Annotated in this window: 16 protein-coding genes; 4 read left to right on the top strand and 12 right to left on the bottom strand. The window is 49.0% G+C overall.

What is annotated here, in order from left to right; translation table 11 throughout:
* Window positions 1-182: 182 nt before the first annotated feature.
* Together PaeBR_RS05730 and PaeBR_RS05725 are read left to right on the top strand one after the other, a co-directional pair.
* A complete protein-coding gene (locus tag PaeBR_RS05730) occupies window positions 183-1124 on the top strand; it encodes a DMT family transporter (protein ID WP_410515088.1) in 942 nt (313 codons plus the stop codon).
* A 14-nt stretch (window positions 1125-1138) separates the two neighbouring features.
* Window positions 1139-1951 carry a Cof-type HAD-IIB family hydrolase gene (locus tag PaeBR_RS05725; RefSeq protein WP_410513911.1) on the top strand — a complete coding sequence of 271 codons (813 nt, stop codon included), beginning with the start codon at window positions 1139-1141 and terminating at the stop codon, window positions 1949-1951.
* A 99-nt stretch (window positions 1952-2050) separates the two neighbouring features.
* Here PaeBR_RS05725 and PaeBR_RS05720 read toward each other — a convergent pair whose 3' ends face one another.
* The 8 genes from PaeBR_RS05720 to cysT all read right to left on the bottom strand — a co-directional run bounded on the left by PaeBR_RS05720 (window position 2051) and on the right by cysT (window position 9527).
* A complete protein-coding gene (locus PaeBR_RS05720) occupies window positions 2051-2794 on the bottom strand; it encodes a hypothetical protein (RefSeq protein ID WP_410513910.1) in 744 nt (247 codons plus the stop codon).
* 128 nt (window positions 2795-2922) lie between these two features.
* Window positions 2923-3201, bottom strand: a complete 279-nt coding sequence (locus PaeBR_RS05715; protein ID WP_410513909.1) for a hypothetical protein — start codon at window positions 3199-3201, stop codon at window positions 2923-2925.
* Window positions 3202-4056: 855 nt separating this feature from the next.
* Entirely contained in the window at window positions 4057-4626 is a 570-nt protein-coding gene (locus tag PaeBR_RS05710; protein ID WP_410515087.1) for a GNAT family N-acetyltransferase, read from the bottom strand.
* Between the two features lie 29 nt (window positions 4627-4655).
* Window positions 4656-5426, bottom strand: a complete 771-nt coding sequence (locus tag PaeBR_RS05705; RefSeq protein WP_410513908.1) for an MBL fold metallo-hydrolase — start codon at window positions 5424-5426, stop codon at window positions 4656-4658.
* A 134-nt stretch (window positions 5427-5560) separates the two neighbouring features.
* Complete coding sequence (locus tag PaeBR_RS05700; protein ID WP_410513907.1) at window positions 5561-6628, bottom strand: sulfate ABC transporter substrate-binding protein; 1068 nt, start codon at window positions 6626-6628, stop codon at window positions 5561-5563.
* A gap of 223 nt (window positions 6629-6851) precedes the next feature.
* Window positions 6852-7916 (bottom strand): sulfate/molybdate ABC transporter ATP-binding protein, encoded by a 1065-nt coding sequence (locus tag PaeBR_RS05695; protein ID WP_410513906.1) that lies wholly within the window; start codon window positions 7914-7916, stop codon window positions 6852-6854.
* A 1-nt stretch (window position 7917) separates the two neighbouring features.
* Window positions 7918-8715, bottom strand: coding sequence for a sulfate ABC transporter permease (locus PaeBR_RS05690; protein WP_410513905.1), 798 nt, complete (start codon window positions 8713-8715; stop codon window positions 7918-7920).
* A complete protein-coding gene (gene cysT, locus PaeBR_RS05685) occupies window positions 8712-9527 on the bottom strand; it encodes a sulfate ABC transporter permease subunit CysT (RefSeq protein WP_410513904.1) in 816 nt (271 codons plus the stop codon). The genes PaeBR_RS05690 and cysT overlap by 4 nt, the downstream gene beginning before the upstream one ends.
* Window positions 9528-9752: 225 nt before the next feature.
* Between cysT and PaeBR_RS05680 the strand changes: the two genes are divergently transcribed.
* Window positions 9753-10154 carry a secondary thiamine-phosphate synthase enzyme YjbQ gene (locus tag PaeBR_RS05680; protein WP_410513903.1) on the top strand — a complete coding sequence of 134 codons (402 nt, stop codon included), beginning with the start codon at window positions 9753-9755 and terminating at the stop codon, window positions 10152-10154.
* 146 nt (window positions 10155-10300) lie between these two features.
* Here PaeBR_RS05680 and PaeBR_RS05675 read toward each other — a convergent pair whose 3' ends face one another.
* The 3 genes from PaeBR_RS05675 to PaeBR_RS05665 all read right to left on the bottom strand — a co-directional run bounded on the left by PaeBR_RS05675 (window position 10301) and on the right by PaeBR_RS05665 (window position 12997).
* Window positions 10301-10882, bottom strand: coding sequence for a TetR/AcrR family transcriptional regulator (locus tag PaeBR_RS05675; protein WP_410513902.1), 582 nt, complete (start codon window positions 10880-10882; stop codon window positions 10301-10303).
* A 4-nt stretch (window positions 10883-10886) separates the two neighbouring features.
* Window positions 10887-11519, bottom strand: coding sequence for a YigZ family protein (locus PaeBR_RS05670; RefSeq protein WP_410513901.1), 633 nt, complete (start codon window positions 11517-11519; stop codon window positions 10887-10889).
* Between the two features lie 122 nt (window positions 11520-11641).
* On the bottom strand, window positions 11642-12997 hold the full coding sequence (locus tag PaeBR_RS05665; protein WP_410513900.1) for a glucose-6-phosphate isomerase: 1356 nt from the start codon (window positions 12995-12997) through the stop codon (window positions 11642-11644).
* A gap of 241 nt (window positions 12998-13238) precedes the next feature.
* On the opposite strand from PaeBR_RS05665, the gene PaeBR_RS05660 reads away from it, so the two are divergent.
* Complete coding sequence (locus tag PaeBR_RS05660) at window positions 13239-14141, top strand: NAD(P)-dependent oxidoreductase (RefSeq protein WP_410513899.1); 903 nt, start codon at window positions 13239-13241, stop codon at window positions 14139-14141.
* 190 nt (window positions 14142-14331) lie between these two features.
* On the opposite strand, the gene PaeBR_RS05655 is transcribed toward PaeBR_RS05660, so the two are convergent.
* The gene (locus PaeBR_RS05655) at window positions 14332-14649 is read right to left on the bottom strand and encodes a pyrimidine/purine nucleoside phosphorylase (RefSeq protein ID WP_410513898.1); all 318 of its coding nucleotides are present in this window, start codon (window positions 14647-14649) and stop codon (window positions 14332-14334) included.
* Window positions 14650-14681: the final 32 nt, after the last annotated feature.

Genomic DNA, 14681 nt, shown 5'->3' with positions numbered 1-14681 from the left:
TTATCGAAGTATACCAAGACCTTCCTTTTTTGTCCAGCCTGATCATAGAAATCCTTTTGGATTCGGGATTTTCACCCAGCTTTGGCTTGTCCTCCACCTGATTTTAAGATACAATTTGGACAACTTGACCTTGCCAGCCTTGAATTTGAAGGAAGGTGTATGCCAGAGAAAGGATGACTGATGTGAATCGCTCCCGTATGGCCGATTTAAGTCTGCTGCTGGTAGCGATGATGTGGGGATGTACGTTTCTGATTGTGCAGAGTGCGGTCCGGGTGCTGCCGCCGCTCGCTTTTAACAGTACCCGTTTTACGGGGGCTGCCCTGCTGCTGGCTTTGATAACCGCTACTTTCTACCGCAGGGAATGGATGAAATTAAGCTGGAGCATGGTACGGCACTCCCTGCTGCTGGGTGTGTTCCTGTTCATGGGCTATGGCTTCCAGACAGTCGGGCTGCTGTATACGACGACTTCCAATACCGGATTTATTACCGGTCTGTCAGTGGTGCTGGTTCCATTCCTGTCCCTGGCGCTATTGAAGCATTCTATCTCGCGTTATACCTGGTTCAGTGCGGTGCTGGCAGCCGCCGGCCTTTATCTGCTCACGTTCACCGGAACTGCGATGTCCCTGAATAAAGGGGACGGACTAATCCTGCTGTGTGCCGTCGCTTTTGCGCTGCAGGTTGCGTATACCGGTGTGTATGCCCCCCGTTATCCCGCGCTGCCGCTGGCAGCTTTGCAGCTTGCCGTTGTCGGCCTGCTCAGTATCGCCGGGTCTCTGATCTTCGAAGGCGCGGGAACGCTGGCGCAGGCAGGTGAACTTATCGGGAAGCCGGATGTATTGTGGGCACTGCTGATCTCCATTGGTCCAACCAGCGCATTTGCCTTCTGGATTCAGACGGCCTGCCAGAAGTACACTACGCCTTCACGTGTAGCCATCATTTATGCCATGGAGCCGGTATTCGCCGCACAGACCGGTTTAGCCTTTGGCGGGGAAACACTTGGTGTATCCGCACTTTGGGGCTGTCTTTGCATTCTGGCCGGGATGCTGATGGCGGAGCTTACCCCTGAACCGGGCCATTTTAAGAGGAATTATTTGTTCAGCTATCGTCCATTTAGAAAGAAATAAGGAGAGAAACCTGCATGTACAAACTGATTGCTATCGATATTGACGACACATTGATTAATGATGACAAGGAAGTAACCCCCGCCACCCAAACTGCTCTGGAACAGGCCGTTGCCGCAGGCGTTGTTGTTACACTGGCTACGGGCCGCGCTTATGCTTCTGCTCAGGCCATTGCCCGCCAGACCGGACTCAACGTACCCATCATTACGTACCAAGGCGCACTCGTTAAGAACCTGCTGGATGAAAAAGTACTCTATGAGCGTTATGTGCCACAGGATGCTGTACGCAAGCTTTTTAACTATTGTGTAGAGCACGACCTTCACCTGCAAACGTACATTGACGACAAGCTGTACGCCCGTGAAGAGAACCAAAAGCTGGTCGACTACGGGAAGTTAAACAAAACCCAATATTATATCGAGCCGGACTGGGAGAAGCTCGTACCGCAAAAGACTCCCAAGATGCTTATCATCGACGAGCCTGAATTCCTGGATGAACTGGCGCCCATTCTCCGCGAGCTGCTGGGAGACTCTGTTCACATCACCAAATCCAAGCCCTACTTCCTGGAGATCATGCATCATGAAGGTACCAAAGGTCTTGCCCTGGAGTTTCTGTCCGCCCATTTCGGCTGTGACCTATCCGAGACGATCGCTGTCGGCGACTCCTGGAACGACCACGAGATGCTGGAAGCCGCCGGTCTTGGCGTAGCGATGGAGAATGCGATTCCTGCACTGAAGGAGATTGCGGATTTCATCACCCTGAGTAACAATGAAGATGGCGTGAAACATGTCATTGAGAAGTTTATTTTGGAGAATGCCGAGCAGCAAGCTTAAGGTTGTTTAAGGCAATTCCATTCTAAGAAAACGAAAACCAGTCCAAACACTAGATAGAGTGTTGGACTGGTTTTGTTTATACAGCGAGCTGCAGTTCATTTACTTGGGATACATGAGTTTACGTTGTTTTTCAACAAGCGATGCCAGTTCAGGTGTGGCATATCCCGCGGGGTTGAACGCAGCAAACTTCATATTATAAATGATTTTCTTAGCGGACCCATCACTCAATTCAATTTGAATCCAGTAGTCTCCACCTGCCCAGCCTTTTGTCTCCTTGAACAGCTTATTAAACGGGACATAGTTCAGCTTAGGATATTCTTCGGCAAACACTGCAGTTGCCTCCGGAGTAAAGTCCTTCAGAGGAGTTGTGCCGTCCATTCCGCTAACAAAACGAACCGCTGTTATTTTACCGGCAATATCAAGCAGATCATTAATCGATTGGGCTGAAGGATTTTCTTTCGCATCATAAAGGAGATCACCGGCCCATAACCTTGCGGACGAAGCATACCCTTTTACCTCATACAGTTGTGTACCTTCTTCCAGAAGCGTAGCATCTCCATCCTGCATGACGTAACCATAACAAGCATTACCAGACATACGGTAACGGATTTCGCCGATATTTTTTCCTTTTACTAAATTACCGACCTCACTCCTGTAATTTTGACTATACGTGACACCCTTAAACTTCATTACAGGAGCATAATCAATCTCTGCCATATTGCTGCACTTTTGTTCTCCAAGTTTATTATTAGGGATATTCAATTCGGAGTCTTTAAGTGGTTGCTCCTTATCAATCGCTAGAGTGCATCCAGACAAAAGCAACAGCGCCATAACAGCTGCCATTATAAAACGCAGATAAAACCCGTCTCTATTCATTTAACATTCCTCCTTCTTACCTAGACGGGGGAATTCCAAATATAGTTTCTTTATAGTTGAACTTATGAATTTTCTAAAATGGTTTTACTTGTAACTCAGTGAATGTTGGACTTCCGGCCGCTGCCAATCTCCAGATTTCTTGAAGTGTACCGCTGTCCGGGTTTGAAATCCGGAGACACCCTATACTTTCGTAGCGAGCTTTCCTGCGGAAAGCTTTCGGGCGATCGCGATCGCTCCTTCAGTTTCAAAATTCCCCTCGTTACTTCTGCCTTTTTACCTGAAGCGGTGTATATCCGGAGACCCATGCGACTGCTGCCGCTTTTCGGCAATCGTTCCGTCCCTCTGCCCCGTTCAGCGTAACCCTTCAGCTCCATCTCAAGCTTTGCTCTTTGGTTTACTGGCCTTATCTTGGCGTATGAGCATTAGCAGGAAAAACTCCCTTCAGGAAATAAACTGTTTTTAAGAGATTTAAAGGGAAATCATACCACTAAATTTATTATTGCCCCCCATAATGGATGGCGAACACTCACACTAGAGGGAAAAATTCCCTTTAATTCACTTCGGAGGAGCATTACGGCACCATTAGTGGGAGAAATTCCCGTTAATTCACTTCGAGGGAGCGTTACGGCACCATTAGTGGGAGAAATTCCCGTTAATTCACTTCGGGGAAGCGTTACGTCACCATTAGTGGGAGAAATTCCCGTTAATTCAATAACGCCCCAAAACAGCGGAGGGCCCTACGGGATTCTGGAGATACGATAGTTTTCGCCTATAACAGTATCGGAAGACCCACGATCGGTCAAACGCTGATTTTGGTTTTAAGCCGGTATTCTTAAGTTCAACTTTTGTGGACTGAACTTTTTATTTACAGGCGAATACAAAGCTAATCAATGAAAAGTGGGAAGCCACTCAGATGATGAGAATTTCCTTTGATCAAACGACGAATATAGATCATATCAAATATACCATCATAGTTTTCACGAAAGAGAGGCTTTCCTTTACGATCCTCATAGTCATACACCATTAAATAGAGATTACTAACTTGGGCGAATGACTGAAGTAATAAATTGATCCTCTTCTATTGCTTCCATTTTCAAGCCACTTCATAATTTCACCATTTTCATATTAGGAATAGAAATAGGTGAACCAACCCACATAATTAGTTCACTAAGATCGTTTTAATCAGCAGTTTCGAAGATAATAGTGCTGTATCCTTTTGTAAACTTCTGTTAAAATTCCACCCCGCGCACCTTGGCATACACCTTGCTGTCGTGCAGCTCCCCGTCTTCTCCCCGGCTGTTGCTCCGCAAAATCCCCTCCAGCGTATAGCCCGCACGTTCGGCAACCGCCGCACTTTTGGTATTCCTGCTGCTGCAGCGGATTTCGATGCGGTTTGCCGCAAGCGTATGTATAGCAAAATCGGTAATCCCGTTAACGGCTTCCGTCATATAACCATAGCCTGCACAAGAGCTTCTGATCCAGTATCCAATCTCAAATTTGCGAATGTCCCAATCCATCCGGTGCAGGCCGCTGCAGCCAATGAATGCCCCGGTGTTTTTGTTGAAAATTTGCAGATGCAAATCAGACCGTTTCAGAAATTCCACCAGGGCCTTGCGCGTGAAGATTTCAGATTGCTCCATTGTAGGCATCTCCTTGGCAAAAGGCAACCACGGCTTCAACTCATTCTGACTCTCGCCTATCGCTTCGTTTATAATTGCACCGTCACCCCACTGCGGGGCACGAATGAGCAGGCGCTCCGTTTCAAAGCTTTCGGGAAAAGAGATCATAATCGGATCCATAGAATTCGTCACAATATAACCCTCCATTTTTATTTTAAAACTAGCCGCATTCCTGTTCGGGCCAGCGTTACATTTTCCGGTAAAATATAACTCTTCCGCACATCAACATCATGTGACATATGAGTGTACACTGCCCGGTGGGGCTTAACCACCTTCAGCAGCTCAGCGGCTTCCGTCATATCGTACACGGAGCGTGTGGAAAGCTCGGCCGCTTCATAATAAAAGCTTGTCCCGAGCACAAGCAAATCGGCTCCCTGCATCAGTCTGGTCTCCTCTTCACTCAGCGAAATGGAGTCCGGACAGTAGACCCACGTATAGCCGTCCTTTTCCAGCCGATAGGCGTAGGAGTATCCATTTTTGCCGTGGCATACTTTCCATGTGTTGATTTGCCAGCCATCGAGTGTAATGCCGTCATCGCAGGGAATCATCGCAATGTGGCTGCGAAGCCACGGATATTGCCGCTCGATAATCGGAATGACCTCTGCCGGGGCGTACATCTCTCCTTTATACCCCATCCAGCGGCAAGCATCAGCCCACTCCGGCAGCCCGCCAATATGGTCAAAATGGGCATGCGTGACCAGCAGTCTCCGCATATTGCGAACCCCCTGCGCTTCCATTTGCCGCCGCCAATCCGGACCGCAATCTATAACGAGAAAATCACTGCCGTTATCTATTAGCACGGAAGAGCGCAGCCGTATATTGTCTCCGTCCACTCTCGCTTCTGTACAGGTTTCACAGCTGCAATAGACCCGGGGCACGCCCATGGCATCGCCTGTACCTAAAAAAACCAGTGTATCCATACTCTTTTCTCTCCTCCTCCATTCCACTCTCGGATGTCCATACCTCATTATAAAATAGGGGAATGTACGATTGCACGTCCCCAAGTATATACAAAAAGCAGGCTGCCCCATAGGAACGCCTGCTCATTAGCTTTTTATATGCCCGCAAGAACCTGGTACCATATCCCCCGTTTGGAATACAGTGTGCTTCTTACCTCATCCCATCCTCCGAGGTACTTGATATCGAACAGTCCCGCAGGAACCGGATAACGGCTCTCATGCTTTGCGTATACGTTCTTGTCAACCGGCCGGAAGCCATGCTTGGCGAAGATTTCCTGCGCCTCAGGCGTCAGCAGATAATTGACCAGCGCTTCCGCAGCCACACGCGTTCCGCGCTCATCGACATATTTGTCCACAACAGCGGCAGGATTTTCGATAAGAATGGTGTTCTCCGGTATGATAACCTCATATTTGACGCCTTGAGCAATCCGTGCAAGCAGCTCATTCTCATAAGTGACGATAACATCACCCACTCCATATTCGAAGGCTGCCATGGACGCGCGGCCGCTTTTGTCCAGAGACTCCACATTGGCGTGTACGCTCTCCAGGAAGGCTTTTGCTGCAGCCGGATCTTTAGTTCCACCTTGCTTCTCAGACTGCTTCAGGCCTGCTCCATAGATGGCATTGATGTCCCACTGTGCGCCACCGGATGTTTTAGGATTCGGATATAACACCTTAACCCCGGGCTTCGTCAAATCGGCAAAATCGTGAATTCCCTTCGGATTGCCCTCGCGGGTTCCCAATGCCACTACCGAACGAGTCACCATCCCGGCCTCGCCGCGCTCCTTCCAGTTCGGCTGCACCAGCCCGGCCTTGACCAGCTTCTCTACATCGCCTTCCATCGCCAGCAGCGTAACATCTGCCTCAAAGCCGCCGGCAATGGCGCGGGCTTGAGTTCCCGAAGCTTCATAGGATTGCTGAAATGCTATAGTCTGTCCGGTGTCTGCTTTCCATTTCACCGCAAACTGCGGCAAAATTTCCTCCATGGCATCCTTTGCCACGCTGTATGCGCCGACTACAAGTGTAAGCTCACTTTGCTTGGGGGCTCCTGCCACCGTATTATCGTTCTCGCTCCCGCAACCGGTCGCTGTCAGTACAAAGATCGCCAGCATAAGGCCTGCAAGCCATCCGTGCAGTTGACTGCTCCTTTTGAAAAGCTTCATTCCGGCCACATCCTTCGAGGTTGATGATTTTATAAGTCTCCTTAAAAATTCGGCCCCTTTGGTCCGATTTGTGCTTCCGATCGCTGTTGTTCCCAGATTTCTTAATTTTTAACCAATATCTAGCGGTAGAAATCCGGGAACAAAGGCGAACGCTACCGCTTCTCCACCACAAACCCGGCCCTTTGGGCAATTTTTTAACAGACTTTTAAAATCTTTTATTTTATTAAATAAAGACTGGCATTGGGTCTTCTTTGAGGCCGTTTTCCTGAATCCAGCTTCGGTCGTCGTTGAACAGATATGCCCGGTGCACGAGCACCGAAATGTCCTGGCCTACCTGCAGCGTTTCTTTTTCCAATGAGCGGTAGGTAACGAGCTTGTGTCCGTTTACCTCCACCTCGACCAGCCATTCGCTGCCGCGGAAATGCAAGTGCTTCACAATGCCCTTTTCCGTAGCCGATGCCATTTTGAATTCATGCAGACTGCCCACCTCTATATACTCCGGGCGAATCAGCGCTTTGGTAGGCTTGCCGCCCCCCGCCCCGTTAAAGCCTTTTAGCTCGGAAGCACTCTCAATCAAGGTGGATTCCCCAATAAAGGTCGCTACAAACGGCGTCTTAGGCTCTTTATAAATATCCCAAGGCGTACCCTTTTGCTCCAGACGTCCTTGATTGATGATCATAATTTCGTCAGCTACTTCAATGGCTTCATCCTGGTCATGTGTAACAAAAATGGAGGTAATCCCAACGCGCTCAATCAGATCACGAAGCCATGAGCGCAGCTCCTGACGGATCTTGGCGTCGATGGCAGCGAACGGCTCGTCGAGCAGCAGCAGCTGCGGTTCAGGCGCAAGTGCCCGGGCGAAGGCCACCCGCTGGCGCTGTCCACCCGAGAGCTGATGCGGGTAGCGGTTTTCGAAACCTTTTAACCCCGTAAGCTCCACCAGCTCCGTGACCCGGTCACGAATGGCCGCCTTGGTCACCTTTTTGACCTTCAGTCCGAACGAGATATTCTCATAGACGGTCATATGCTTGAAAAGCGCATAATTCTGGAATACGAAGCCGATGCCGCGCTCCTGGGGAGGAAGGTTATTAACCGTTTGGCCATGAAAAATAATTTCACCGGTATCCGGTGTCTCCAGTCCCGCAAGCATGCGCAGGATTGAGGTTTTGCCGCCGCCGCTCGGGCCGAGCAGTCCAATCAGGTGACCTTTGGTAATTTTGAAATTGACGTCCTTTACCGCATGAAAATCTCCAAAGTTCTTGTTCAATCCCCGGACTTCCACATGCATATCAGTGCACTCCCTTTCTTCTCTTCGTCCATTCCATTAACAACAGCAGACCTACTGAGAACGCCGCCAGTACAAGCGCTACACCGCCCGCCGCGGTTACATTAAAGTTCTCTACATCCTGATATACCAGCGTAGTTGCCGTTTGAGTTTTGTTCATAATATTGCCTGAAACAACGAGCACCGCCCCGAACTCACCCAGTGAACGGGCCACCGTCAGAATAACGCCATACATGACCGCCCAGCGGATTGAGGGCCAGGTGACCTTCCAAAAAGTAGTCCAGCCATAAGCGCCGAGTGTCGAAGCTGCCTCTTCCTGCTGGGAGCCAATCTCCTGAAGTACAGGCATCACCTCGCGCACCATCAGCGGAAAGGTAACGAAGAGGGTGGCAATAACCATACCGGGAAAAGCATAGACAATCTTCAATCCGATTCCTTCAAAAAGCGCTCCGATCGCACTATCCGGTCCAAGCAGCAGGACAATCATTAAACCGCCGATAACCGGAGATACCGCATAGGGTAGATCAACAATGCTGTTGAGCAGACCTTTCAGGCGCCGTCCGATCCAAGAGGCCCGAACTAGATAAAGAGCCATCATAATTCCGAATATTGTATTCATCAGTGTAACAACCATCACGACAAGTCCGGTCATCATCAGCGCGTGCAAGGCCTCCGGCCGGGTCAAAGCCGTCCAAAATCCGCCTAAGCCTTGACTGAAAGCACCCGTGGTCATCTTCCCAAGCGGCGCAACAATGAGCAGAAAAAAGACAAGATACGTAAGAACAATCCACAATTTCCTCATGATCTTCTCCCCCGCATCTGCACCATGTTGATCAGCCAAAGGATGAGAAAGGACAAGGTCAAGAGAATTACAGAAACAGCTGCGGCTCCTACCGGATTATCGCTCTCCACTTCACCAAAAATAAAAACGGAGGATACAAGTGTCCGGCCCGGAATGTTGCCTGCTACGAGCACAACAGCACCAAATTCAGCGAGTGCCCGGGAGAAGGCCAGCATGCCCCCGCTAATCATACCAGGAACCATGGAGGGCAATATCACTTTCCGGAATACCCGGCTCCCTGTAGCCCCCATCGTATAAGCCGCTTCTTCTTCAGAGGGGTCAAGTTCCTCCAGCAGCGGCTGCACCGCTCGAATCACAAAGGGAAAAGTTACGAAAACCATGGCAATTACGATAGCCGCATGGTGAAAAACAATTTCAAAGCCCAGCGCTTCCGCCGCTCCCCCTATAAGGCTTCCGGGTCCGAGCAGCAGCAGGATCATTAGACCGCCGACGGCGGTCGGCAATGCAAACGGCAAATCCACCAGGCTGTTAAGAATGGCCCTGCCGGGAAATTTGTAGCGGATAAGGACCCAGGCGATTATAGTACCCAAAACAATATTAATGACGGTAGCTATTACAGCCAGCTTTAGGGTTAATAATACCGATTTCCAGGCAATCGGGTCGCTTACACTCTCAGCGAAGCTGCCGAATCCGAGTGAGAATGAGCTGTAGTAGACGCCGAGAATCGGCAATACAATCAATATTACAAAATAAAGCAGGATTGTAGTCCGGAATCCCCAGGTCCATCCTTTGTGTCTGAGTAGTGAATTCAACGATTATGTCCCCCCACCTCCGGCGAACCGGTCGGTAATCTTGCCACATCCATAAATTATTCCTATTAATATACTTGGATTAATATAATCACTACTTTACCAAAAGCAGCTTGTCACCGTCAATTACTTTCGAGTTGTTTTTGGGTAAAATGTATTATTAGTAGTAATCTATGCGCTTAACTCAACCATAGTCAAACATCCATTATCAGAAAAGGGGAGAAGAATATGCTGCAAACGATTGAGATTTCCACTAGTAAAAGAGATGAAATGCGTGATATCACCCGAGAGATTATTGCAAACGTAAAAAAAAGCGGAGTCCAAAACGGAATTGCCGTTGTTTACTGTCCACACACTACAGCTGGAATTGCCATTAACGAAAACGCCGATCCCGATGTGAAGCATGATGTGCTCATGAGGCTGGATGAAGTGTACCCCTGGAAGCATCCCAAATATCGTCATTCCGAAGGCAATACGGCCTCACATCTCAAATCCATTACCTCCGGTCCTTCTCAAAGCATCATTATCCATAACGGAGAACTGCTGCTTGGCCGCTGGCAAGGCATTTACTTTTGTGAGTTCGATGGTCCCAGACATCGTCAATATTATCTGAAAATTCTGGAGGGCTGAGAAACAGTAAGGGCCGCCCCGGCAATTTCCCCAGGAGCAGCCCTCTATTTGCTTTATTGCAGCTTTCGCTTTCGCTTTCGCTTTCGCTATGCACTGTTATACCAATGCACCGCCCTAAAGCGAAAAATGTTAAAAAAAACAACAAGCTATAAACTGCGGCAAAGCACCTTAATATGAGCTTCTGCGGCAGCCCTAACATCCTCAAAAGAAATTTTGTCCTGAATATAATATGAAATAAATCCGTGAGCAGATAAAAACAGCGTCAGCGGCACACTTTGCCAATCCTCCGAAACATATCCTTCTTCTTTCATATGACTCCGTACAATACTTGAGAACAGCTCGAAACATCGTCCCTGTTCAGCTCGGCAGTAAGCCAGAAGTTCCTCATCGCGAATCATGAACATGATCTCATACTGATACGGATGATCCAGCCCGAATCTGATAAACTCCATAAGTAGCTGCTCCACCCGGGTCATGCCTTCTTCAGAAGGTTTGGTCATCGCCTGGGACAAAAGAGTTGCAACATGATTAAAATCCTCGACAACAATGGCATAGAATAATTCCGCTTTTTCCTTGAAATGATAATATAAGGAGCCGTGGCTGTAGCCCAAATGCTGTCCGATACTGCGCATTGAAATGGCCCGGTATCCTTTGGTAATGAACAGATGCCTCGCCGACTCCAATATCCTTTCCCTTGACAACTCCTGTTCCACTGCTCTTCTAGCCATAATATTATTCCCCTTCGCTGTAGTAAAGCCGCTGGCCCTCCGTCACCTGAGCCTGCCCCTGGGTCAAATCTGTTATCCATGCCATAAACGCATCACCCTCATCATTGCGGGGTAGACAGTTCAGTTTCACTTTGTCAGTGAATAAAGTCTCGCCGGTCTTTATCCCCCGTCCTCGAAGCTCGTTCTCCACCTTGCCCAGCCAAGTGTAGTCGATTTCGACAAACACCTCTCTGTGCAGCACACGGGTGATTACTTCCCCAGCTTCGAGCGCTAACACAGCGCCATCCGTATAAGCCCGGATCAGCCCTCCTGCTCCCAGCATGATGCCTCCGAAATAACGGGTGACAACAATTGCGACATTTTTAACTCCCTGGTTGCGGATTACCTCCAAAATCGGTTTACCGGCCGTTCCACTCGGTTCCCCGTCATCCGACTGTCTCTGGATTTCGTCTCTTTCACCGATCGAATAAGCAGAGCAGTTATGTGTGGCGTTCCAATGTTTCTTCTTGATGTCCTCAATAAATTGCACTGCTTCGTCTTCATTCTCCACCGGCATAACATGACCGATGAAGCGGGATTTACGGATTACGACTTCCAGGGAGCCGGAAGAACGCACCGTCCGGTATTGTTCCAGCATATTTATTCAATTCCTTATATGTGCATGATGGCTTGATATATATTAGGAGCAGCCCATGGTATCGGATTACCTATGGACTGCTCCTCTTTTAAATTACACTAGATTGATGGGTCTGGAAATGCCTATTCGGTAAGTCTGGCTTCCAGTTCCGCTTTTTCCTTCTCATAGCCGGGTTTACCCAGCAACGCGAACATGTTCTTCTTATACGCTTCTACGCCCGGCTGATCGAACGGATTCACACCAAGGAGGTAACCGCTGATTCCGCAAGCTTTTTCAAAGAAATAAACCATGTATCCAAAAGTGTACGGAGTTTGATCCGGGATCGTTACGATCAGATTCGGCACTTGTCCGTCTGTATGCGCCAGCATCGTACCTTGGAACGCCTTCTTGTTCACAAAGTCCATGGTCTTGCCTGTCAGGAAGTTCAGACCGTCAAGATCATCAGGATCGCTATCGATAGTTACGTGATGCTCAACTTCCTGCACTTGGATAACCGTTTCGAAAATGTTGCGGTTACCTTCCTGGATAAATTGACCCATGGAATGCAGATCTGTGGAGAAATCAACGGAAGAAGGATAAATCCCTTTGAAATCCTTGCCTTCGCTCTCGCCGAACAGCTGTTTCCACCACTCGGATACAAAGTGCAGGGATGGCTCGTAGTTCACCAGAATTTCTGTTGTCTTGCCTTTGCGGTAAAGAGCATTACGAACAGCAGCATACTGATAAGCCTGGTTAGTCGCCACATCTGGATTGTTAAATTCGTCTGCAGCAGCAGCCGCTCCTTGCAGCATCTCTTCAATGTTGATGCCTGCTGTAGCAATCGGCAGCAAACCAACCGGTGTCAGCACGGAATAACGTCCGCCCACATCATCCGGAATAATAAACGACTCGTAGCCTTCTTCGGTAGCCAGCTTCTTGAGTGCGCCTCTTTCCTTGTCAGTGGTAGCATAAATGCGTTTACGGGCCTCTTCTTTACCATATTTCTTCTCTAGCTCTGCACGGAAAATGCGGAAAGCAATGGCCGGCTCGGTTGTTGTACCCGATTTGGAGATTACGTTCACGGAGAAGTCTTTGCCTTCTACGAGATCAAGCAAATGTGTAATGTAAGTCGAGCTGATATTGTTGCCTGCGAAATAAATTTCAGGTGTCTTGCGCTTGTCCTTGGACAGGTTATTGTAGAAGGAGTGCGAAAGCGCCTCGATAGCTGCGCGTGCTCCCAAGTAGGAACCGCCGATTCCGATAACGATTAGCACATCTGAATCGTTCTGAATTTTCTTGGCAGCTGCCTGAATACGGGCGAACTCTTCCTTGTCATAGGCATGCGGCAGATCAATCCAGCCAAGGTAGTCAGAACCCGCTCCGGTAGCGTTATGAAGTTGCTCGTGGGCCAGTTTAACCGGCGCTGCTAGAAAGTCAATTTCCTGCTGGCTGATGAAAGAAAGGGCTTTACTGTAGTCAAAATTAATCTTTTTGGACATCGGTAATGGTAACCTCCTGTTTATCTCTTTAGATTTGACACGGTTTGTAACAACTTTATAATAGGATACTTTAATTTCACGGGACTGGCAAGGTCTTAGGGCACATCCCGGGCTTTAACCTTATGTTTTTGAAGGTTTTGTGGAAGCGTTCCCTAAGGCGTAAAGTTTCTGACCTGTGGAACATTCGGAAAGCCCGTGTTAAAATGAAAGGAAACAACCCTAAGGCGAAGGTGGAAATGTAATGAAGCAAATCGGTTTTATCGGACTCGGAACGATGGGAGCGCCTATGGCCTCCAACCTTCTGCGTGGAGGATTTCAGGTCACCGTGTACAACCGCACGGCCTCGAAGTGCGAGCCTCTCGTGAAAGAAGGAGCACAAACTGCTCCTACACCGCGTGCGGCAGCGGAAGGCAAGGACATTATTATTACCATGATCAGCAACGATGATTCTATCCGCGAGGTGTTCTACGGTCAGGACGGGATTCTGGATACTCTTAAGCCCGGACAAGTCATTATTGATTCAAGCACGATTTCCACCGGGCTGGTCCGGGAAATTGCAGCAGCAGTAGAAGAGCGCGGCGGACAATTCCTTGACGCGCCTGTAACCGGCAGCAAGCCTGCCGCTGTTGAAGGCACACTGGTATTCATGGTCGGCGGAAGTGCGGACGTTATTGAAGCTAACCGTGACATCTTTGATACCATGGGCAAAAAATTGCTGCATATGGGCGATAACGGCAGCGGTGCGGCCGCCAAGCTGGCCCACAACGCCATGGTCGGCATTCATAATGTTGCGCTTGCGGAAGGCTTCGCCATCGCCGTAAAATCCGGCGTACCGGCGGACAAGTTCCTGGAGCTGGTACAGAATGGCTCCGCAGGCAGCAAGCAGGCTGAACTTAAAGGCCGCAAAATCATCGAGAATGACTTCAGCAACCAGTTCTCACTGGCGCTGATGCTGAAGGACCTGAAGCTGGCTTCCTCGCTCAGCGACTCCACAGGGGTGCCTGCGCCAATGCTGGGGCTGGCAAAGAGCATGTTCCAGGCCGGCTTTACACAGGGCTACGGCGAAGAAGATCTCTCTGCTGTCGTCAAATGCTATGAGGAATGGATCGGGCAGAAGATGGGCGAGACAAAAGAAGGAAAATAAAATAAAACCTGCAACAAAGACCGCCCTTAAGCTCATGTCGAGCGATATAAAGGGGCGGTCTTTGTTTTGGACATACGCCAATCCGGACGGCTACCAGTTTATGAGAAGGACGCTTCCGGGGCAACAAATTAGATGCAAAAAAAAGAAAGCCCAACGGTTTACGCGGGGCTCTCTCGGATAACTATAAAAGTTACAAAACAGGGTAAGAACAGCAATAATCAGTGACTTCGAAAACTTCCAGCGCGAATTTGGAGTTGCCTGGAACGTTGAATGTCTCCGCTCCTTTGATCTCCTGCCACACCTCGGCGCCGGGAAGCAGCACCTTAAGATCACCGGACAGAATTTCCATAATTTCAGGGCCGTCCGTTCCGAACTCGTACACGCCCGGAAGCATAATTCCGAGTGTCACCTTGGTTCCATCCTCCAAAATGACCGTACGGCTGGTTACTTTTCCGCCGTAATATACATTTGCTGCTTTTTGAATCGTCGCGTTCTTAAACTCACTCATTTACTTGTTCTCCCCCTTGTAATTATTCAGTT

Source organism: Paenibacillus sp. BR2-3 (genome assembly GCF_046529485.1).
Classification (GTDB): domain Bacteria; phylum Bacillota; class Bacilli; order Paenibacillales; family Paenibacillaceae; genus Paenibacillus_AQ.
Note: the sequence above shows the minus strand (reverse complement) of the source record. Positions and strands in the feature narration are given on the sequence as shown.